Raw genomic sequence first — 20,736 nt, forward strand, 5'->3', positions numbered from 1 at the left:
ATGATCGTCATAATCAAGGGCGATCAAATGGTGTCGTGCCGCCTCTGGCGCGTCAGTGGCTGGATGCCGGATCGAACTGCGACAGCAAGGCTTTGCGATTGACTTCCAGCAGCGCCTTGCCTTCGGGGCCCTCGCCGAGCGCGCGCGCCAGCTGCAAGGCGCCCACCATCTGGCTCGCAATGGCGGCAGCGCTGGCGCCAGCGGCGTCGGCAGGCAGAGATTTCTCCACCAGTTCGATGAGGCTGCGCACGCTTTGCGCCGAGGCGGCTCGCACGTCAGGTACCTGGCGTGGCATTTCGGATGCCAGCGCAGCCACGGCACAACCGTTCTCGGCGCCACCGAGATGACGGTCCGAGAGGTAGCCTTCGACGAGTGCGCGAAACGGGCTGGCGCCACGGGCTTGGCGCATGCCATTGCCTTTGGCCATGCGCTCGGCGCTCTGGCGGCCCGCGTGCGCCAGGGCCTCGGCCAGCAAGGCGTCGCGCGAAGGAAAGTGGGCATAGAAGCCGCCATGGGTCAGGCCGGCCTCCTTCATGATGTCGGCCACCCCGACGCCATGGAACCCGGCGCGCCGGATCACGCGAGCGGCCGTGTCCAGAATGCGTTCGTGCGTCAGCGCCTTGCGGTTGGGAGCGATTTCCATGGTGGAAGTGTAGCGAGAAATATGACGATCATCATAAGATGACCTCCCGGCCGGAGGGGCTACCCCTTCGCGGTGCCGGCCTGGTTCAGGTGCGCTGGAAAGTTCTCCGCCAGGTAGGACGCGCCGCGTTCCAGCACGAAGTAGCGAAACGCTTCCGCCGCTGGCGACAGCAGCTTGGACAGGGTGTGAACCACGTTCCAGCCGCGCACCACGGGCGCGCCCTCCACATCGAGCACCGCGATCAACTGGTTGCTCGACTCCAGCCCGATGGTGTGCAGCGAGAGAAAGCTCAGGCCCATGCCCGCCATCACGGCCTGTTTGATGGTCTCGTTGCTGGCCATCTCCATGATCACACGCAGCTCGACCTGCTGGCTGGTGAGGAATTTTTCCATGGCCGCGCGTGTGCCCGAGCCCGGCTCGCGCACGATGAAGTCGTATTCGCGCAGCACCGCCGCGGGCACGTGGCCCGCACGCGCCAGCGGATGATCCACCGCTGCCACGAACACGTGCGGGTGCGCTGCAAAGGGTTCGGCGCGCGTGGCGAGTTCCCTGGGCGGGCGACCCATGATGGCGATGTCCACCTCATTGGCGTGCAGCATCTTCACGAGCTGCTCGCGGTTGCTCACGGCCAGGCGGATGTCGATGCTCCCATGCTCGCGGCGGAACTCCGCCAGCAGGTGCGGCAGGAAGTATTTGGCGGTGCTCACCATGCCAATCACCAGCGTGCCCGTTTCCAGCTTCTGCAGGCGCGCCGCCGCGTCCTCGGCGTCCTTGAGCGTGGCCAGCATCTTTCGCGCGTAGACCAGCATGTACTCGCCCACGGTGGTGAGCGCCACCTTGCGGCCGCTGCGTTCGAACAGCGGCATGCCCACGTGGCCCTCCAGCTCCTTGACCTGCATCGTCACCGCTGGCGGCGTGAGGTGCAGCACCTGCGCCGCGCGCGCAAAGCTGAGGTGGCGGGCCACCTCGCTGAACACCCGCAACTGCCGAAAGGTGGCGTTTTTCATTCAGCAATCACTTAACTGAAGTCCAAGAAATCGTGAATTTACTTTGTTTTTGGTGAAACCTAAAGTGCCATTCACCCCGCCTTCCACCCCTTTCCGGAGCCCTTCATGAGCGACACCCTCTCTGCCCCCACCGAGATCACCGACGCCAAAAAACGCTACAGCGCGGGTGTGCTCAAGTACCGGCAGATGGGCTACTGGGTGCCCGACTACCGCCCGAAGGAAACCGACACCTTGTGCCTGTTTCGCATCACGCCGCAGGACGGCGTGGACCCGGTGGAAGCCGCAGCTGCCGTGGCCGGGGAGTCCAGCACCGCCACATGGACCGTGGTCTGGACCGATCGCCTGACCGCCTGCGACAGCTACCGCGCCAAGGCCTACAAGGTCGAGCCGGTGCCGGGCCGGGCCGGCGAATATTTCGCCTGGGTGGCGTACGACCTGATCCTCTTTGAGGAAGGCTCCATTGCCAACATGACCGCCAGCCTGATCGGTAACGTCTTCAGCTTCAAACCGCTGAAGGCCGCGCGGCTGGAGGACATCCGCATTCCCGTGGCTTACGTGAAGACCTTCAAGGGCCCGCCCACCGGGCTGGTGGTGGAGCGCGAGCGGCTCGACAAGTTTGGCCGCCCGCTGCTGGGTGCCACCACCAAGCCCAAGCTGGGACTCTCGGGCCGGAACTACGGCCGCGTGGTCTACGAAGGCCTCAAGGGCGGCCTGGACTTCATGAAGGACGACGAGAACATCAACAGCCAGCCGTTCATGCACTGGCGCGATCGCTTCCTGTTTGTGATGGACGCCGTCAACAAGGCCAGCGCCGAGACCGGTGAAGTGAAGGGCAGCTACCTGAACGTGACCGCCGCCACCATGGAAGTCATGTACGAGCGCGCCGAGTTTGCGAAAGACCTGGGCAGCGTGATCGTGATGATCGACCTGGTGATCGGCTACACGGCGATCCAGAGCATGAGCCACTGGGCGCGCAAGAACGACATGATCCTGCACCTGCACCGCGCGGGGCATGGCACCTACACGCGCCAGAAAAACCACGGCGTGAGCTTTCGCGTCATCGCCAAATGGATGCGACTGGCCGGCGTGGACCACATCCATGCCGGCACGGCGGTGGGCAAGCTCGAAGGCGATCCCCTCACCGTGCAGGGCTACTACGACGTGTGCCGTGAAAGCGTGACCCGGGTCGACCTGCCGCGCGGCAACCATTTCGAGCAGGACTGGGCCGACATCAGGAAGGTGATGCCGGTGGCCTCGGGCGGCATCCACGCTGGCCAGATGCACCAGCTCATTGACCTCTTTGGCGACGACGTGGTGCTGCAGTTCGGCGGCGGCACCATCGGCCACCCCATGGGCATCCAGGCCGGTGCGGTGGCCAACCGCGTGGCACTTGAATCCATGGTGAAAGCGCGCAACGAAGGCAGGGACATCCTGCAGGAAGGACCGGACATATTGAAGCGCGCCGCGCAACACTGCAGCCCGCTCAAGGCCGCGCTCGACACCTGGGGCGAGATCAGCTTCAACTACCAGAGCACCGATTCGAGCGATTACGTGAACACACCGGCGCTCGCCTGAAACACCGAGGACTCACGCCATGATGACCAACCCCACCGGCCGTGTGACCCAGGGCCAGTTCAGCTTCCTGCCCGACCTCACCGACGCCGAAATCACCGCGCAGATCGAATATGGCCTCAAGCGGGGCTACGCGTGGAGCGTGGAATACACCGACGACCCGCACCCGCGCAACACCTACTGGAGCATGTACGGCAACCCCATGTTCGATCTGGCCGATGCGGCGGGTGTGATGCAGGAGCTCAAGGCCTGCCGCCAGGCGTTTCCGCGCCACTACATCCGCATGATGGCCTTCGACTCGACACGCAACGTCGAGACCATTGCGATGAGTTTCATCGTCAACCGGCCACCGACCGAGCCCGGCTTCATGCTGGAGCGCCAGGAGGTGAATGGTCGCAGCCTGCGCTACACCACGCGAGGCTACGGTACCGACCGACCTGAGGGTGAACGGTACCGCGACGCAGCCTGAGCGAGCGATCGGCCATGTCCTACGCCATCCCCGGCAGCACGCCACCGGCCAAAGCATCGGACGCCGAGGCGCCAGCGCTCCTGCCCGAGCCCGACCCACCGCGTTCGGTGGGCGCGGTGCTGGCGCAGACGCAGGTGCAGGCGGTGCTGCAAGAGCTCGACGAACAACTGGTGGGACTGGCGCCCGTGAAGGCCCGCGTGCGCGACATCGCGGCGCTGCTGGTCATCGACAAGCTGCGCACGGGCCTGGGCCTGGACTCGCAGGCGCCCAGCCTGCACATGTGTTTCTCCGGCAACCCGGGCACCGGCAAGACCACCGTGGCGTTGCGCATGGCGCAGATCCTGCACCGCCTGGGCTACGTGCGCAAAGGCCACCTGGTGGCCGTGACGCGCGACGACCTGGTGGGCCAGTACATCGGGCACACGGCACCCAAGACCCGCGAAGTGCTCAAGAAAGCCATGGGCGGCGTGCTCTTCATCGACGAGGCTTACTACCTCTACCGCCCCGAGAACGAGCGGGACTACGGCCAAGAAGCGATCGAAATCCTCCTGCAGATGATGGAGAACCACCGCGACGACCTGGTGGTGATCCTGGCCGGCTACGCCGACCGCATGGACACCTTTTTCCAGTCCAACCCCGGCATGCGCTCGCGCATTGCGCACCACCTGGAGTTCCCTGACTACACGGCCGACGAGCTGATGCAGATCTCGCGCCAGATGCTGGCCGGGCAGAACCACCGCTTCAGCAACGAAGCCGCCGAAGCCTTCGAGCGTTACCTGGGCCTGCGCCTGGCGCAACCGCATTTCGCCAACGCGCGCAGCGTGCGCAACGCGCTGGACCGTGCGCGCCTGCGCCAGGCCAGCCGGCTGTTTTCGCAACCCGAGCGCGAATGGACCGCCGAAGAACTCACCACGCTGCAGGCGCCCGACATCCTGGGCAGCCGCCTGTTTCAAGGCGATGAGGCACGCCATGCTTGAAGCCCTGATCTTCGATGTGGACGGCACCCTGGCCGACACCGAAGCCGCGCACCAGGCCGCCTTCAACGAAGCCTTTGCCGAGGAGAAACTGGACTGGCACTGGGACGACGACACCTACACCCGCCTGCTCAAGGTCTCCGGCGGCAAGGAACGCATTGCGCACCACTGGCGCCAGGTCGATCCGGCTGCCCCGCGCGGCGCAGCCCTGCGCGCGCGCATCGACCGCATCCACGCCATCAAGACGCGCATCTACGAAAGCCGCGTGAGCGGCGGGCAGTTGCCGTTGCGCCCTGGCGTACAGCGCGTGATGCTCGAAGCCCTGGCCGCGGGAATGCGGCTCGCCATAGCCACCACCACCACACCGATCAACGTGGACGCTCTCCTGCGCACGCCGCTGGGCGCCGACTGGCGACGCCACTTCGCAGCCATGGGCGATGCCTCCACCGCCGCGCGCAAGAAGCCCGACCCGCTGGTGTACGAGCAGGTGCTGGCCGAGCTGTGTCTGCCCGCGCAGGCCTGCCTGGCCTTTGAGGATTCCGAGAATGGCCTGCAGGCAGCCACCGCCGCCGGCCTGCAGACGCTGGTGACGCCCACCGTGTTCACGGTGGGCCAGCGCTTCGATGCCGCCATGCTCGTGCTGCCGCACCTGGGTGAACCCACGCTGCGCCTGCCCCTGGGCGTGGCCGGCATGGAGCAACCCTGGGTCACGCTGGAGGCCTTGCGCCGCTGGCACGCCGGCACCCTGTTCGAGTCGGCCTGAGTCCCCCATCCCTCCATCCCAGCGGAGCATCCCATGCCATTGACCGGGCGCAAGACCCTCACCCAGTATCTGATCGAACAACGCCGCCGCTTTCCGCAAGCCAGCGGCGATTTCAATGCGCTCATCCTCGACGTGGCCATGGCCTGCAAAGCCATCGCACGCGCCGTGGCCTTTGGCGCGCTGGGCGACCTGCTGGGCAACCACACCGCCGAGGCTGGTGGCAGCGTCGTCAACGTGCAGGGTGAAACGCAGAAGAAGCTGGACGTGCTGAGCAACGACTACTTCGTGCGCATCACCGAATGGGGCGGCCACCTGGGCGGCATGGCGTCTGAAGAGTTGGAAACGCCTTACCAGATTCCGGCAAAGTACCCGCGTGGCAAATACCTGCTGGTGTTCGATCCGCTGGACGGTTCCAGCAACATCGACGTGAACGTGTCGGTAGGCAGCATCTTCTCGGTGTTGCGCGCACCGGCGGCCGATGGCCGCGACGTGACCGAAGCCGATTTCCTGCAGCCCGGCAGCCAGCAGGTGGCCGCCGGCTACGCGCTGTATGGCCCCACCACCATGCTCGTGCTCACGGTGGGCAACGGTGTCGCCGGCTTCACGCTGGACCCGAACCTGGGTGAGTTCATGCTCACGCACCCCGACCTCACCGTGCCAGCCGACACCCAGGAATTCGCCATCAACGCGTCCAACAGCCGCTTCTGGGAACCGCCGGTGAAGCGCTATGTGGACGAGTGCCTGGCCGGGCGCACCGGCCCGCGGGGCAAGGATTTCAACATGCGCTGGATCGCCAGCATGGTGGCCGAGGCCCACCGCATCCTGATGCGCGGCGGCGTGTTCCTCTACCCCAGAGACACGAAGGACGCGAAAAAGCCTGGCCGCCTGCGCCTGCTGTACGAAGCCAACCCCATCGGCTTCATCATGGAGCAGGCCGGTGGCCGCGCCAGCACCGGCCGCGTGCCCATGCTCGGCGTGCAGCCCGACTCGCTGCACCAGCGCATCGGGCTGGTGTTCGGCTCGAAGAACGAGGTCGAGCGCATCGAGCGCTACCACGCCGAACCGCCCTACAAGGCGCTGGACAACCCCCTGTTCTCCGAACGCAGCCTGTTTCGCGTCTGACACGGCGTTGCCCGAACCGCTTTCCAACTCCACGGGACATTCCCATGTCTGAGCGCCACCCCATCATTGCCATCACTGGTTCGTCCGGTGCGGGAACCACTTCGGTGACCCGCACCTTCGAGAACATCTTCCGGCGCGAAAGCATCACCGCCGCCATCATCGAAGGAGACAGCTTCCACCGCCACGACCGCCAGCAGATGAAGCTGCGCCAAGCCGAAGCCGAGCACGCCGGCAACCGCAACTTCAGCCACTTCGGCCCCGAGAACAACCTCTTTGCCGAACTCGAAGCGCTGTTCGCCGACTACGGGCGCAACGGCACGGGACGCTCTCGCAAATACCTGCACGACACGGAGGAAGCCGCGCCCTATCGCCAGGAGCCTGGCACCTTCACGCCGTGGGCCGACCTGCCTGAGGGCACCGACCTGCTCTTCTACGAAGGCCTGCACGGCGCGGTGGTCACGCCCGAGGTCAATATCGCCCAGCACCCCGACCTGCTCATCGGCGTGGTGCCGGTGATCAACCTCGAATGGATCCAGAAGCTCTGGCGCGACAAGTCCAAACGCGGCTACAGCACCGAAGCCGTGACCGACACCATTCTGAGGCGCATGCCCGACTATGTGAACTACATCTGCCCGCAGTTCGCGCACACGCACGTGAACTTCCAGCGCGTGCCCTGCGTGGACACCTCCAACCCCTTCATCGCGCGGGAAATCCCGGCGCCCGACGAAAGCTTCGTGGTGATCCGCTTCGCCAAGCCCAAGGGCATCGACTTCCAGTACCTGCTCAACATGGTGCACGACTCCTTCATGTCGCGCGCCAACACCATCGTGGTGCCCGGCGGCAAGATGGAACTGGCCATGCAGCTCATCTTCACGCCCTTCGTGTGGCGCATGATGGAACGCAAGCAGAGGGCCGCGTGACATGAAAGGCTACCCCTACGACCTCATCCTGTTCGATCTGGACGGCACCTTGATCGAGACCGCGCCCGAAATCGCCGACGCCGTCAACGACACACTGACCGCCTTTGAGCGACCAGCGGTCACGCAGCAACAGGTCGATCACTGGATCGGCCACGGCACGCGCGAGCTGCTGATCCAGGCGCTGGCGTTCGTGGACCGCGTCGATGCGCAGACCGTGCGCACCAGCGCGTCCTTTCCCGACATCGAGGCCGCGTTTGGCTTGCACTACGAACAGCGTTGCGGCACCCGCAGCCAACTCTACCCCGGTGTGCGCCTCATGCTCGAAGCGCTCCACGCCGCCGGCGTGAAGCTGGTGGTCGTCACCAACAAGGAAGACCGCTACACGCGCACCGTGCTCAACGCCCACCAGCTCACACCGCTGTTTCACCGCGTCATCAGCGGCGACACCCTGGCCGTGAAGAAGCCGCATCCGGCCGCCGTGGAAGATTGCCTCATGCGCTTCGGCATCGCGCGGGAGCGCGCGCTGTTCGTGGGCGACTCCAGCATCGACGTGGCCACCGCGCGCAACGCCGGCATTGCCGTCTGGGCGCTGGCCCATGGCTACAACATGGGCCAGCCCATCGAAGACAGCCGCCCCAACCGCGTGATTTCCGACTTTTCGGCGCTGGCCGCCGTGTTGCCCGCGCATTCGGGCCTGTTCGGGCAGAGCCTGGAGGCGGATTGATTCGGGAAGGGTGTTCATTCCCTCACGGACGCGCGGCCTGGGCATGGGCAGAATTCCGTCAGGAACACTTTCTCTTTGCGATGGCCGTCATTCCCTTTCCGTTGTCATCCACCCGATTGCGGCCCTGCGCCGCCCTCGATCCCGAGGCGGTGGACGCACTGACCCACCAGGACTTCTTTCAGGTCATTCAAACCGATGCGGAAAGTGGCGCGGCGGTCATCTCCCAGGAAGACGAGGCGCGGCTGGTTCAGTACCTCGAATTCCATGGCCTTCGACTGCCCAGCGCCGTCAAGGCGGATCAACTCCGCGAGCTGTGCAACACGCTGCGCTGGACGTATGGCCCCGCCGTTCGGCTGGCCGCCCGCAACGGCAGCGCCCTGGCCAAAGAGTGCCCCGGCCTGAGCGCCGACAAGATCGCCTACGCGTGCACCGTGGCCGGTCAGCAGCACGGCCTGACGCGCGAAATGGCGCGGCAGGTGCTCAAGGGCCGCGCGAGCCTGGTGTTTTTCTACTAGGCGCCTGCGAAGCCGTGCGCATGGGAATCTCCCGGTTGGCGCGAATTGCGAGTTCGCGCCGAAGGAGTCGAGTGGGCAGGTCCCTACGACGGCATCGCCGAGAACCGCTCGGGCCTCCTCTACCGCCATTCCAAGGTGGCGCTCTTGTGGCCAGGCCCGAAGACCTCCTTCGGGCCTGGGGTCCCGGCACCTGACGGTTCACCCCAGCAGACCCACAGGGGCCTGTGCGTCCTTGAGCACGCGCAGAACGAAGCTGGACTTGCTGTGGCGGATGCCCGGAATCTTGTAGAGCCGCTCGCGCAAAAGGCGCTCGTAGTCGCGGGTGTCCTTCACCGCGATGCGGATCACATAGTCGTAGTCTCCCGAGACCAGGTAGGCCTCTATCACCTCGGGGATTTCAGCCAGCACGCGGCCGAAATGGAACAAGGTTTCGTCGGTGTGGCTCTCCAGCGTGAGCTGGACGATCACGGTGTCCTGGTAACCGAGGCGGGTGAGGTCCATTTCGATGCGGTACTGCTTGATCACGCCCTCCGCCTCCATGCGCTTGATCCGGCTCCAGCAGGTGGTGGGTGAGAGCTTCACCGCGGCGCCAATTTCTTGCAGCGTGCGTCTTGAGTCCTCCAGCAGCTCACGAAGGATGGCCAGGTCGTGCTTGTCGAAGTGAACCGGAGGTTTTTCCTCGTGGATGGCACTTTTCCGATGGATTTTCGACGTTGCCACAGTTTGAGCTCCGAACAAAGGTGCCTATTTTGCCGGTGATTGAGAAAAATCTGCGCATGGAACGAGAAACTGTTGAAAACCTGTCGCCCGCCGAGAGTCGCGCCGCGCCGCTGCGCAACGGCGCCGAAGCGCTGCTGGACACGTTGGTGGCGTGCGGCGTCGACACCCTCTTCGGATACCCAGGCGGCGCAGCATTGCCGCTGTACGACGCGCTGTACAGCCAGCCCGCCCTGCGTCATGTGCTGGTGCGCCATGAGCAGGCTGCGGTGCACGCCGCCGAAGGCTATGCCCGCAGCACGGGCCGTCTGGGCGTGGTGCTGGTCACCTCCGGACCCGGGGTGGGCAACACCATTTCGGGCCTGCTCGATGCCATCAGCGACTCGGTGCCTGTGCTGTGCATCAGTGGCCAGGTGGCCACGGGGGTGATCGGCACCCAGGCGTTCCAGGAGTGCGATGCGCTGGGCCTCACGCGCCCGGTGACCAAGTGGAACCACCAGCCTCGCGACGCCAACGACATTGCCGAAGCGGTGCGTGAAGCGGTGCGCATCGCGCTGAGCGGACGTCCTGGCCCGGTGCTGCTGGACCTGCCCAAGGATGTGCAGTTGCAGCGCGTGGAACGGGCGGTGCCGTGCGAGCAACCATTCTTGCCGACCGTACCGGCGTCGCCATCGCACGAGGCGCTGAAGGCCGCGGCAACGCTCATTGCGCAGGCGCAACGACCCGTGCTCTATGGCGGCGGCGGCCTGATCAACGCGGGTGAAGCGGCCTGCGACCGTTTCACCGCGCTGGCTCGTGCGTGGAACCTGCCCACCACGCTCACCCTGATCGGCCTGGGCGCGATGCCGGCGTCCGATCCGCACTTTCTCGGCATGCTGGGCATGCACGGCACGGTGCAGGCCAATCTGGCCATGCATCACGCCGACCTGGTGCTGTGTGTGGGTGCCCGTTTCGACGACCGCATCACCGGCCGCCTGAGCGACTTCTGCCCCGGCGCGCGCAAGATCCACATCGACATCCACCCGGGCAACATCGGCAAGGTGGTGCCTGTGGACGTGGCCCTGGCGGGTGACTGCGGCGAGGTGCTCGCGGCGCTCGCCAGCGTGCTGCCACCGGCTCTGCCAGCGTCTCGCCTGGCGCCATGGTGGTCCCGCATTGACCACTGGCGATCGGCCAACTGCCTGGCTTTCACGCCCGCCCAGGACACGATCCTTCCGCAGCAGCTGATGCAGGCCCTGCAGGCACGGCTCGAGGGGCACGATGCCATCGTCTCCACCGATGTGGGTCAACACCAGATGTGGGCAGCGCAGCACCTGCGCATGGAGCGCCCGCGGCGCTGGCTCACCTCGGGAGGCGCGGGCACCATGGGTTACGGCCTGCCCGCCGCCATCGGAGCGCAGGTCGCCCACCCGGACAAGACCGTGGTGTGCGTCAGCGGCGACGCCTCGGTGCTGATGAACATCCAGGAACTGTCCACCGCCGTTCAGCACCAGACGCCCGTGAAGCTGGTGCTGTGCAACAACGGCTACATGGGCATGGTGCGCCAGTGGCAGCAGCTGATTCACGGCAACCGCCTGAGCCACAGCTGGAACGCCGCGCTGCCGGATTTTGTGGCCCTGGCGCGTGCCTTCGGCTGGGGCGCCCGGCGTGTGGACCATCCGCAAGAGCTCGACGCCGCCCTGGCGCAATGCCTGGCCCACGATGGTCCCTTCTTTCTTGATGTGGGTGTGGCGCCCCAGGAAAACTGCTACCCCATGATGCCCGCCGGACGAGGCCATCACGAAATCATGCTGGCCGACGGCGTCTGGTACGACAATCGCTGAGTCGTGTGCTGCCCACCCGCAGCACTCGGCTCTTTTTGGCGCATGCGGCCACCCCGCGCGCGCTGTTCATTCCCACGGTCCCACGAGGACGGAGACTTGCCATGAATGCACGGGTCGATGCACTGCACCCCCTTGAGCCCCAGGAACCGGCCTTGCGCCCGGTGTCGCTGGACGACAAATACACGGCCACCACCGGCGAGATCTACCTCAGCGGCATCCAGGCGCTGGTGCGCCTGCCGCTCATGCAGCGGCTGCGCGACCAGGCCGAGGGCCTGAACACGGGGGGCTTCGTGTCGGGCTACCGGGGCTCGCCCCTGGGTGGGCTGGACGAAGCGCTCTGGAAAGCGAAGCCGCATCTGGACGCACACCATGTGCGCTTCGTGCCCGGCGTGAACGAGGAACTGGCCGCCACGGCGGTCTGGGGCAGCCAGCAGGTGCACCTGCTTGGCGAGAGCGACTACCACGGCGTGTTCGGCCTCTGGTACGGCAAGGGCCCCGGCGTGGACCGCAGCATCGACGTGTTCAAGCACATGAACCACGCCGGCAGCTCGCGCCATGGCGGCATGCTGCTGGTGGCGGGCGACGACCACGGCGCCTATTCGTCCACGCTGCCGCACCAGAGCGACCACGTGTTCGCGGCCTCCATGATCCCGATGCTCTACCCCTGCAATGTGCAGGAGTACATCGAGCTCGGCCTGCACGGATGGGCCATGTCGCGCTTTTCCGGCTGCGCGGTCGGCTTCAAGGCATTGGCCGACACGGTCGAATCCAGCGCATCCATCAGCGCCGACCCCTTTGCGGTGCAGACCCGCCTGCCCGGCGAATTCGTCATGCCCGAAGGCGGCCTGAACAACCGCCTGTCCACCGACACGCTGGGCGTGCAGGCGCGCAAGCAGGAAGCGCTGATGCAGGACCACAAGATCTATGCGGCCATGGCCTATGCCCGCGAGAACCGGCTCAACCGCGTCACCATCGACTCGCCGCAGGCGCGGCTGGGCATCGTGGCTTCGGGCAAGAGCTACCTCGACGTGCTCGAGGCGCTGGAGGAACTCGGCATCGACGAAGCGCTGGCGGCCGAGATCGGCATGCGCGTGTTCAAGGTGTCGATGCCCTGGCCGCTGGAGCCTGAAGGCATCCGCGAGTTCTCGCGCGGCCTGGAAGAAATCCTGGTGGTCGAGGAAAAGCGCCAGATGGTCGAGTACCAGCTCAAGGAACAGCTCTACAACTGGCGCGAAGACGTGCGCCCGCGCGTGATCGGCAAGTTCGACGAACGCGGGGAATGGGAGGTGCACAACCCGCGCGGTCGCGGCGACTGGCTGCTGCCTCCCAAGCACGACTTCTCGGTGGCGCAGGTCGCGCGCGTGATCGCTTCGCGCATCCGCCGTCTCGGCCTGGAGACGCAACGCAGCGAACGGATCGAAGCGCGTCTGGCGTTCCTCGAGTCCAAGGACGCCTTGCTCGCGCGCACCGTGTCCACACCGCCGCGCCCCGCCTGGTACTGCTCAGGCTGTCCGCACAACACCAGCACGCGCGTGCCCGAGGGCAGCTTCGCCCTGGCCGGCATCGGCTGCCATGTGATGGCCACCGCCATCTACCCCGAATTCAACAAGCTCACCACGCAAATGGGCGGGGAAGGCACGCCCTGGATCGGTGCCTCCGCCTTCAGCAAGGTGCCGCACGTGTTCTCCAACCTCGGCGACGGCACCTACTACCACTCGGGCAGCCTGGCGATTCGCGCGGCGGTCGCGGCCAACCGCACGATGCCGGTGCGCATCACCTACAAGATTCTTTACAACGACGCCGTGGCCATGACCGGTGGCCAGCCTGTCGATGGTCCCATTGGCGTGCGCGAGATCGCGCGCCAGCTCAGCGCCGAAGGCGTGGACCGCATCGCCATCGTGACCGAAGACCTGAGCCGCTACCCGGATCGCCAGGGCATTCCCGACCAGGTCACGCTGCACGACCGCGCCGAACTCGACGCCGTGCAGCGGGCGCTGCGCGAAGAGACCGGGGTGAGCGTGATCATCTACGACCAGACCTGCGCCGCCGAAAAGCGGCGCCGCCGCAAAAAGAAGGAATACCCGCAGGCCACCGAGCGCGTGTTCATCAACGAGGCGGTCTGCGAAGGTTGCGGGGACTGCGGCCAGCAATCCAATTGCACCGCCATCCTGCCCAAGGAAACGGCTCTGGGCCGCAAGCGCGTGATCGACCAGTCGTCCTGCAACGTGGACCTCTCCTGCCTGAAAGGCTTCTGCCCGAGTTTCGTCACAGTGACCGGTGCCACGCCCCGTCGCGCGTCGGCTTCCCCGCGCAGCAGCGAAGCCCAGCCCGACTTCGACACCCTGCCGCTGCCGCCCGCTCGCTCGCTGGAGCAGCCGTTCAACATCCTCATCACCGGCATTGGCGGCACCGGTGTCATCACCATTGGCGCGCTGCTCGGCATGGCGGCCCACCTGGAACGCAAAGGCACGAGCGTGCTCGACATGACCGGCATGAGTCAGAAAAACGGCGCCGTCACCTCGCACGTGCGCATTGCCGCGCGCCCCGCCCAACTGCGCGCACAGCGCATCGCCACCGGTGAGGCCGACCTGATCCTGGCCTGCGACATGCTCACCGCCGGCGCGGCCGATGCCGTGAGCAAGATGCGCCCAGGCCGGACCCTGGCCCTGGTGAACAGCCACGAGCAACCTGCGGGCCCGTTCGCACGCGACCCCGACTGGCAGTTTCCCGCCGACGATCTCCGGGCGTTGATCCGCGATGCCACGGGCGAGCGCGCCGAGTTTCTGGATGCCACTGCACTGGCCACCGCCTTGCTGGGCGACGCCATCGGCGCCAACCTCTTCCTGCTCGGCCTCGCGTTCCAGCGCGGCGCGCTGCCGCTTTCGCTGGACGCCCTGCTGCGCGCCATCGAACTCAATGGCGTGGCCGTGGCCGCGAACGTGCGGGCCTTCCAGTGGGGCCGGCTGGCCGCGATCGACCTGGAGCGCGTGCGCCGGCAGGCGCTGCCCGCACAGACCATGACCTTGCACCGCCCGCAAGGCCTGCAGCCCCTCGTCGAGCACCGCATCGGTTTGCTGACCGCCTATCAGAACGCGGCCTACGCAGCCGAGTACGCCGAGTTCGTTGAGCGCGTGCGGCAAACCGAAGCCCAGGCCGTGGGCGGCGATCGCCTCACCCGCCTCGTGGCCACCCACCTCTACAAGCTCATGGCCTACAAGGACGAGTACGAGGTGGCCCGCCTGTACACCGCGCCGGAATTCCGCGCCCAGCTGGAGGCCGCGTTCGAAGGGCCGCTGAAACTGAGCTACCACCTGGCGCCACCCTCGCTGGATCGCGATGGCGCGCCGCGCAAACGCCGTTTCGGCGCCTGGATGGGCCGCGCCTTCCCCCTGCTCGCCAGGTTCAAGTTTCTGCGCGGCACGGCGATGGATCCGTTCGGTCGCACCGAAGAGCGGCAGATGGAACGCGCGCTGATCACGGAGTTCCGTGCGCACATCGAGCGTGAGCTCGAAGACCTGAGCGAATCGACGCTGCCGCGCGCACTGGCGATCGCACGGGTGCCCGAGTCCATTCGAGGCTATGGCCACGTGAAGCTGGCCAGCGTGGCGACAGCGCGCGCTCAGTGGACCGCCTTGACCAGCGCCGGGCCAGTGGACGGTCGCGAAGCACAGAAAACGGACGATTGGCTTGCGGCGTGAACCGGTCCCTCCTGTGGCCAGAAATCTTCAGCCCACAGGCTAAAAAATGACCCCGAACTCAACCAGCTCCGAATCGAGCAGCTGCAGGCCAATCTGTCCAGTTACGCAGACATGGTCAAACGGCAGGCCCCGCCGCGGAGCTGGTTGAAGCTGATCCTGGAGGCATTGGGGCGCATGGAACGCCAGCAGGCCCAGCGGCTGGGCATTTCTGGGGCGACGCTGCACAAATCCGAACCATCCGAAGCGGACGACCGAATCTCGCTCGCGCAGTTGCGAAAGCTTGCCGACCGGCTGCTGTTCGCTATTTTGGACAAATAAAGGAGATTTTGTCTAAAATAGCGGAATGCCGCGCAAGCCCCCTCCCGTCTTTCCGCAAGAGCTGAAGTTGCTTTCCCTGTTGGGAGAGCGGTTGAAGCTCGCGCGCATGCGGCGAAAGTTGAGCAACCCCGTGGTGGCTCAGCGGGCGGGCATCTCGCGGACCTCCCTGTACAAGGTGGAGGCGGGTGACCCGGGAGCAACCCTGGGCACGTACCTGCGAGTCATGGCGGCCCTGGGTCTGGAGGCCGACATCAACGCACTGGCTGCAGATGACAAGGTGGGCCGCAAGCTGCAGGACCTCGCACTTGAGGCGCCGGCTTCAGCGCCGCGACGCCGGCGCACTGTCCCGCAGGCCCCTGCCGGCCGCGCAGACGGTTCTGGGACTGCGTCATGAGCGTCGCCAACGCTTTGGAGGTCTGGCTCGATTGCGACCTTGGACCGCCCTGCCTGGTAGGCACCCTGGCGAACGACCGCGGCCAAATCCGATTCCACTACGAGCGGGCGTGGCTGAGCGATGCGCGCGCGTTTGCACTAGACCCGGACCTCTCACTGGACGATGCGCCGTTTTTTCCCAAGCCCGACCTGGGCAACTTCGGCATCTTCCTGGATTCGTCGCCTGACCGGTGGGGCCAGACGCTGATGAAGCGCCGCGAGGCGCTGCAAGCCAAGGACGAGAAACGCACACCGAGGACGCTGTACGCTTGGGACTTTCTCCTCGGGGTACAGGATTTCACCCGGCAGGGCGCGCTGCGCTTTCGGCTCGCCGGCACCGAGGAGTTTCTGGGTAACGAGAAGATGGCAGCGCCAGCCATCACTACCTTGCGCGAACTGGAGGCAATTGCCTATCAGCTAAGCAGTCGCCGAATCGACGACCTTGACGCGCTGCGCAAGTGGCTGGCCGTGTTGGTCGCGCCTGGAGCGTCCTTGGGTGGCGCAAGGCCCAAAGCCAACTTCACTGAAGAGGATGGTTCCCTGTGGATTGGCAAATTCCCGGCGCGAGACGACGACCGAGACATAGGTGCCTGGGAATACCTGGTGCACGGTCTTGCGCTGAAAGCGGGGGTGGTCGCTCCTGCCGCCAAGGCCATCCGGCTGAACAACGAGTTCCACACCTTCTGCGTCCGGCGTTTTGACCGTGCCAACGGCACGCGGCGCTTCTATGCCTCCGCAATGACCTTGCTTCGCAAGGAGCAGAGCGAGGGCACAAGCTACCTCGAGCTCGCCCAATTCCTTCGAGGTAAGGGCGACGGTGCACACACAGGTGCCGACCTGGAGCAGTTGTTTCGTAGGGTCGCCTTCAATGTGGCAATTGGGAACAGAGACGACCACCTGCGCAACCACGGGTTCGTGCTGGGGGAGACGGGTTGGCGCTTGGCGCCTGCTTTCGACGTCAATCCGAACATCGACAAGGCGGAACACGTCCTCAACATCGATGATTTGGACAACCGTCCGAGCCTCGAAACAGTGCTGAGCACTGCGGTCTTTTATGGGCTCAGTGAAGAACGCGGCAAGGAAATTGTCGAAGAGGTCGTCTCTGCGGTTGATGGGTGGGAAGCTGCGGCCAGGCAAGTCGGCATTGCCCGCGGCGATGTGGAGCTCACTTCAGGGGCATTCTCAGCCTACGAGCACTATCGGTACGCGGGTAGGTAGCGAACACCCCGAAGCACCTTAGGTCTGTGCAAACGAAACCGGCTGTTCAACTCGACGGATGGATTCGGCCAAACAACGTCTTACACATGTCAAGCTGAGGCAAGGTCGACCGCCCGAGGAGTCTCCACATCAAATTGGGATAGCAGCCAAGCCGATAGGGCTACGCAATGGAATGAAAGAGCCCCATAAGTTTTTCAACTTATGGGGCTCAATTTCTCAGCTTATGGGTCTACCTACAGCAGCCTCTGTAGGTTCTCAGATTTCATTGAAATTCATGCCCTTGCAGATCAACAACATTTCGGTGACATCTGAGACCGGCAGACGTCAGAATTCCCGTAGACCTTAAAAGATCCTCTTCTGTGCTCCCGTCCTTTAGACGTTACCGTGTCTCGAAAGATCAGGGGGGCAAAAGAAGAATCGGCCGGCACAACTCCTATAGCTATCCCTACATCAGTTCAAAAGGTGACAGGACGCCAGCAAGGTGATTAATGCGGCCATCCTCGATCACCAGCCAGAGCGTGGGCCCCTCTCCGTCCGCAGCAAGTTGTAGCAATTCTTCGGTCGGCCTCTCGTGCGTCAAGAGTTTGATGTTGGGAACTGGAAGCAACTGCAGCTTAGGTTGGTGGTGTATCGCTTGTTCAATGGTCAGTCCAAGGCGAATGTGCTTCTTGTTCTGCGACGCGTTCAAGAACTTGGCGAGACCTAGCTCGGAAAGCAGCCACCACTGATCGGTGAGCCAGAGAGGCAAGTACGAAAATGAATGCATAAGCATGAGCTGCCTTGCATGCGCGACCGGCTGCCAAGGCTCGACCGTGATCGGGGATTTCACCATCACGCTACCGACGGTTCGCTTTACGCCCGACATCAACGCTTCTTCGAGGCCAATGCAAAGCTCCATGGCTGCATCAGTGGCATGGCGTGCCTATCTCCTGAACACATCATGTCATTGGATGTGTCCGGGAAACTGGGGGAAGCCCAGGGACCCGATACCGTAGACAACGTCATCGCCCTGTGTCCTGAGCATCATCGTCAAGCACATTACGGTAGGGGCGCCGAGGCGCTGGAAGCAGCGTTTCTTACAAAGCTACGCTCTCTCGGCAGGAGATGACACGTACTTGCTGGTCGGAGGCCCCAACGACAGCTTGTTGGCAGTCAACCGTAACTCGGCAACCGGCAGCACACGCTACACGGTTGACCTTGGAATCTAGGCGGCGACTTTAGACTGGTCTCGGACATGCGTCGTAGAGGTACCGACTCGTCACGACGTTGCCTTCCGGTCATTGCGGCAAGCAGCGCTTGACCGACGGCAGGCATTTCCGAACCTGTCGTTCACCCGCGTTCGGCGGACAGGCGTTTGAGCACCAATTGCAACGACGGACCACTGAGGCTTGCGCCTTACCTGATCAGATCTCCGTATGCCCAGAGATCTCAGGTGCGTCGTCAACCTCAATGCTGAGGTATCTCACTGTTGACGCAAGCTCGGAGTGCCCCAGAAGTCCGGCTGGGAATCAGGAAACCGTCATTCCTTGGCCCAGCTCTTGATCTGCATAACGGGGGCTCGGGTCGCCATTTGGTCGCCATGGCAAACGTATCGCATCATGAGGTTCACAAGGTCGCAACCATGCAATTTGCTATCAATGCTCAGCCTGAATGCCCCGGCCACAATTGTCAGTTCGGCCCCATGAAGGCGATGCAGATCAACCAGCCGTCACCCCACGGATCGGGTCGGCCTGAACCAAGTCGAGAGTGAACGCCCCAGCTGTTCAGGTCATCCGAGAACCGCTATGGTGTCGGCAGGAGACAATCATGTCATCAGCCGTCAAGATTTTTCAGGGGCGCTTCGGCCGCGTTGCCCTATTGGACATGGATGCCCCCTTGGTTGGCCACGCGCATCACCACTGCCACATCCTGATCAAGGCGGGAGGGGCGGACAGCGCCTTTCGCGTACGCGGGGAGCGCGCTCCCCTGACCGACGAATCAGCAGTGGTGGTGAACGCCTGGGAGCACCATGCCTACGAGCACGACGCACCCCCTGGGCAGCACACGCTGATCCTGGCTCTCTACATCGAGCCCAACTGGCTGGCCGGGATCCAGCGCTCGCTGGCGTTGTCGGCCCATCCCCGCTTCTTTCCCAACAAGTGCGTGTACCTGTCGGCGGCTACCCGCAAGCTGGCGGAGGAATTCGTCCTCGAACTGTGGTGGGATGACGAGGTATCCCCCGGACGGCTGGAAGACCTGTTGTTCAACCTCATCGTCGCGGTGGTCGAGAGCTACACGGGCTGGCGCGACCTGGCCGGCCTGCTGCGGACCAGGCCACCCGTTGCCATGGATTCGAGAGTCCGCCAGGCCATCGCCCTCATGCGGCGTGATGTGGCCCGCGAGCTCGATGTGGACAGTGTTGCAGCCGCCACGGGACTATCGCGGGCCCACTTCTTCCATCTGTTCCAGCGGGACACGCAGGTCACGCCTTTGGTCTACGCCAACGTGCTGCGATTCGAGGCGGCCGTCGAGCGGCTCACGCTCAGCCGGGAGCCGGTAGCCGACATCTCGGAGCTCCTGGGCTTTTCCGCCCCGGGCCATCTCTCGCGCTTCTTCCGCGCACACCTGGGCATCACGCCCAGCGACTACCGTCGCAAGGTCAATCTGTTCGAGCCTCCCGCGCGCGAAGCGTCGGAACTGATCTGAAAGCGCGGCCCGCGCACAAATCGCCGGACTTTTTGGTCAGCCGCCAGACCGGCCGGTCATGGCCCGGACCCATGCGTTAGCCCTCCTCCCCATCCACTGCCGACACTCCCTTCAAGGAGACAGCAATGCACGCAGGGTTCGAGTTGGCCAAGGCGGCCAGCGGCTTCGTGGGCCAACGCGTCGAGCGCCTGGAAGACGAGCTGGAGGGCCACTGCTGCTCGCGCCTGCGCAGCTCGGACGATTTCCGGGAAGGCGTGGAAGTCTTCCATGGCAAACGCAATCCGAACTTCGTCGGCACCTGACTCCTTATTGCTCAACCACAGGAGACAAGTCATGAAACGCATCATCACGCTCGCATCGGCCACCTTTGCGCTTTCCGCGCTGGGCGGCCCCGCCATGGCCCAGACCGGGCCCATCCGCATCGGCGTGGTCACACCACTGACGGGAACCTACGCCGGCATCGGCCAGCAGGTCAAATGGGGCCTGGACCTCGCGGCACGCCAGATCAATGGCGGCGGCGGCATCGCCGGCCGGCAGATCGAGCTGATCTACGAAGACGAGGAAGCCAATCCCGCCGTCGCCGTGCAGAAGGCCGAGAAGCTGTTCCAGGTGAGCATGGTGGATTTCCTTACCGGTACCGTGAACTCGGGCGCCACCCTGGCCGTGGGGCAGGTGGCCGAGCGCAACAGCCGCCTGATCGCCACCACCGTTTCCTTCGCCGACAGCATCACCGCCGACAAGTGTTCGCCCAACGTCTTCCGGGTGAATGCGCGGGCCGGCATGCAGTCCGCGGCCCTGGCCGACTGGATGGCAGCGACCAAACCGAACGCCAACGTGTTCTACCTCGGCCCGGACTACGAAATGGGCCGCAGCACCGTGGCCGCGTTCAAGTCGGCCGCCGAAGCCAAGGGCGCCAAGTCGGTCGGCGAGGTGTTCGCGCCGCTGGATAACAAAGACTACTCGCCCTTCTTCGGGCAGATCCGTTCGGCTCGTCCTGCGGTCATCTACACCTCGGTGGCCGGCAACGACACGGTCCGCCTGTTCACGCAGCTGGCGGAGTTCGGCCTCAACCGCAGCGTGCAGGTGGTCGGCGCTTCGGGAACGGTGACGTCGCAGAACATGCCCGCCATCGGCAA

General features: G+C 64.8%; 19 protein-coding genes and 2 pseudogenes. 16 read left to right on the forward strand and 5 right to left on the reverse strand.

What is annotated here, in order from left to right; translation table 11 throughout:
* Window positions 1-52: 52 nt before the first annotated feature.
* Both AB7F11_RS10515 and AB7F11_RS10520 read right to left on the reverse strand, forming a co-directional pair.
* Window positions 53-643, reverse strand: coding sequence for a TetR/AcrR family transcriptional regulator (locus tag AB7F11_RS10515; RefSeq protein WP_428288736.1), 591 nt, complete (start codon window positions 641-643; stop codon window positions 53-55).
* Window positions 644-702: 59 nt separating this feature from the next.
* Window positions 703-1,650, reverse strand: a complete 948-nt coding sequence (locus AB7F11_RS10520; protein WP_428288735.1) for a LysR substrate-binding domain-containing protein — start codon at window positions 1,648-1,650, stop codon at window positions 703-705.
* Between the two features lie 105 nt (window positions 1,651-1,755).
* Between AB7F11_RS10520 and AB7F11_RS10525 the strand changes: the two genes are divergently transcribed.
* The 8 genes from AB7F11_RS10525 to AB7F11_RS10560 all read left to right on the forward strand — a co-directional run bounded on the left by AB7F11_RS10525 (window position 1,756) and on the right by AB7F11_RS10560 (window position 8,709).
* The gene (locus tag AB7F11_RS10525) at window positions 1,756-3,225 is read left to right on the forward strand and encodes a form I ribulose bisphosphate carboxylase large subunit (RefSeq protein WP_428288734.1); all 1,470 of its coding nucleotides are present in this window, start codon (window positions 1,756-1,758) and stop codon (window positions 3,223-3,225) included.
* 19 nt (window positions 3,226-3,244) lie between these two features.
* Window positions 3,245-3,691: a ribulose bisphosphate carboxylase small subunit gene (locus AB7F11_RS10530; RefSeq protein WP_428288733.1), complete on the forward strand. Its 447-nt coding sequence runs from the start codon at window positions 3,245-3,247 to the stop codon at window positions 3,689-3,691.
* Window positions 3,692-3,705: 14 nt separating this feature from the next.
* Window positions 3,706-4,668, forward strand: coding sequence for a CbbX protein (gene cbbX, locus AB7F11_RS10535; RefSeq protein WP_428299967.1), 963 nt, complete (start codon window positions 3,706-3,708; stop codon window positions 4,666-4,668).
* A complete protein-coding gene (locus AB7F11_RS10540; protein ID WP_428299966.1) occupies window positions 4,661-5,428 on the forward strand; it encodes an HAD-IA family hydrolase in 768 nt (255 codons plus the stop codon). Before cbbX ends, AB7F11_RS10540 begins: the two co-directional genes overlap by 8 nt.
* 33 nt (window positions 5,429-5,461) lie before the next feature.
* A complete protein-coding gene (locus tag AB7F11_RS10545; RefSeq protein WP_428288731.1) occupies window positions 5,462-6,550 on the forward strand; it encodes a class 1 fructose-bisphosphatase in 1,089 nt (362 codons plus the stop codon).
* A 44-nt stretch (window positions 6,551-6,594) separates the two neighbouring features.
* On the forward strand, window positions 6,595-7,470 hold the full coding sequence (locus AB7F11_RS10550; protein ID WP_428288730.1) for a phosphoribulokinase: 876 nt from the start codon (window positions 6,595-6,597) through the stop codon (window positions 7,468-7,470).
* Between the two features lies 1 nt (window position 7,471).
* A complete protein-coding gene (locus tag AB7F11_RS10555; protein WP_428288729.1) occupies window positions 7,472-8,194 on the forward strand; it encodes an HAD-IA family hydrolase in 723 nt (240 codons plus the stop codon).
* Between the two features lie 80 nt (window positions 8,195-8,274).
* On the forward strand, window positions 8,275-8,709 hold the full coding sequence (locus AB7F11_RS10560) for a hypothetical protein (RefSeq protein WP_428288728.1): 435 nt from the start codon (window positions 8,275-8,277) through the stop codon (window positions 8,707-8,709).
* A 198-nt stretch (window positions 8,710-8,907) separates the two neighbouring features.
* On the opposite strand, the gene AB7F11_RS10565 is transcribed toward AB7F11_RS10560, so the two are convergent.
* On the reverse strand, window positions 8,908-9,429 hold the full coding sequence (locus AB7F11_RS10565) for an Lrp/AsnC family transcriptional regulator (protein ID WP_428288727.1): 522 nt from the start codon (window positions 9,427-9,429) through the stop codon (window positions 8,908-8,910).
* A gap of 56 nt (window positions 9,430-9,485) precedes the next feature.
* Here AB7F11_RS10565 and ilvB point away from each other — a divergent pair, with 56 nt between their 5' ends.
* The 5 genes from ilvB (at window position 9,486) to AB7F11_RS10590 (ending at window position 16,915) form a co-directional block, all read left to right on the forward strand.
* Window positions 9,486-11,249: a biosynthetic-type acetolactate synthase large subunit gene (ilvB, locus tag AB7F11_RS10570; protein WP_428288726.1), complete on the forward strand. Its 1,764-nt coding sequence runs from the start codon at window positions 9,486-9,488 to the stop codon at window positions 11,247-11,249.
* Window positions 11,250-11,350: 101 nt separating this feature from the next.
* Window positions 11,351-14,947, forward strand: a complete 3,597-nt coding sequence (locus tag AB7F11_RS10575) for an indolepyruvate ferredoxin oxidoreductase family protein (RefSeq protein WP_428288725.1) — start codon at window positions 11,351-11,353, stop codon at window positions 14,945-14,947.
* A gap of 144 nt (window positions 14,948-15,091) precedes the next feature.
* Window positions 15,092-15,265 (forward strand): hypothetical protein, encoded by a 174-nt coding sequence (locus AB7F11_RS10580; RefSeq protein WP_428299965.1) that lies wholly within the window; start codon window positions 15,092-15,094, stop codon window positions 15,263-15,265.
* A 67-nt stretch (window positions 15,266-15,332) separates the two neighbouring features.
* Window positions 15,333-15,659, forward strand: a complete 327-nt coding sequence (locus tag AB7F11_RS10585) for a helix-turn-helix transcriptional regulator (protein WP_428288723.1) — start codon at window positions 15,333-15,335, stop codon at window positions 15,657-15,659.
* Window positions 15,656-16,915 carry a type II toxin-antitoxin system HipA family toxin gene (locus tag AB7F11_RS10590; RefSeq protein ID WP_428288722.1) on the forward strand — a complete coding sequence of 420 codons (1,260 nt, stop codon included), beginning with the start codon at window positions 15,656-15,658 and terminating at the stop codon, window positions 16,913-16,915. Before AB7F11_RS10585 ends, AB7F11_RS10590 begins: the two co-directional genes overlap by 4 nt.
* 445 nt (window positions 16,916-17,360) lie before the next feature.
* Here AB7F11_RS10590 and AB7F11_RS10595 read toward each other — a convergent pair whose 3' ends face one another.
* Both AB7F11_RS10595 and AB7F11_RS10600 read right to left on the reverse strand, forming a co-directional pair.
* Entirely contained in the window at window positions 17,361-17,813 is a 453-nt protein-coding gene (locus AB7F11_RS10595; RefSeq protein WP_428288721.1) for a hypothetical protein, read from the reverse strand.
* A 505-nt stretch (window positions 17,814-18,318) separates the two neighbouring features.
* A pseudogene (locus tag AB7F11_RS10600) lies at window positions 18,319-18,566 on the reverse strand (hypothetical protein); the annotation flags it as partial.
* A 155-nt stretch (window positions 18,567-18,721) separates the two neighbouring features.
* Here AB7F11_RS10600 and AB7F11_RS10605 point away from each other — a divergent pair.
* From AB7F11_RS10605 to AB7F11_RS10615, 3 genes and pseudogenes are all read left to right on the forward strand, one after another.
* Window positions 18,722-19,600 (forward strand): helix-turn-helix domain-containing protein, encoded by an 879-nt coding sequence (locus AB7F11_RS10605; RefSeq protein ID WP_428288720.1) that lies wholly within the window; start codon window positions 18,722-18,724, stop codon window positions 19,598-19,600.
* Window positions 19,601-19,797: 197 nt separating this feature from the next.
* Window positions 19,798-19,902, forward strand: a pseudogene (locus tag AB7F11_RS10610) (enoyl-CoA hydratase/isomerase family protein); the annotation flags it as partial.
* A 31-nt stretch (window positions 19,903-19,933) separates the two neighbouring features.
* Window positions 19,934-20,736: ABC transporter substrate-binding protein (locus AB7F11_RS10615; RefSeq protein WP_428300739.1), on the forward strand; the 803-nt coding region annotated here is incomplete at its 3' end.

The sequence above is a fragment of the Hydrogenophaga sp. genome (assembly GCF_050250835.1).
Lineage (GTDB): Bacteria > Pseudomonadota > Gammaproteobacteria > Burkholderiales > Burkholderiaceae_C > Hydrogenophaga.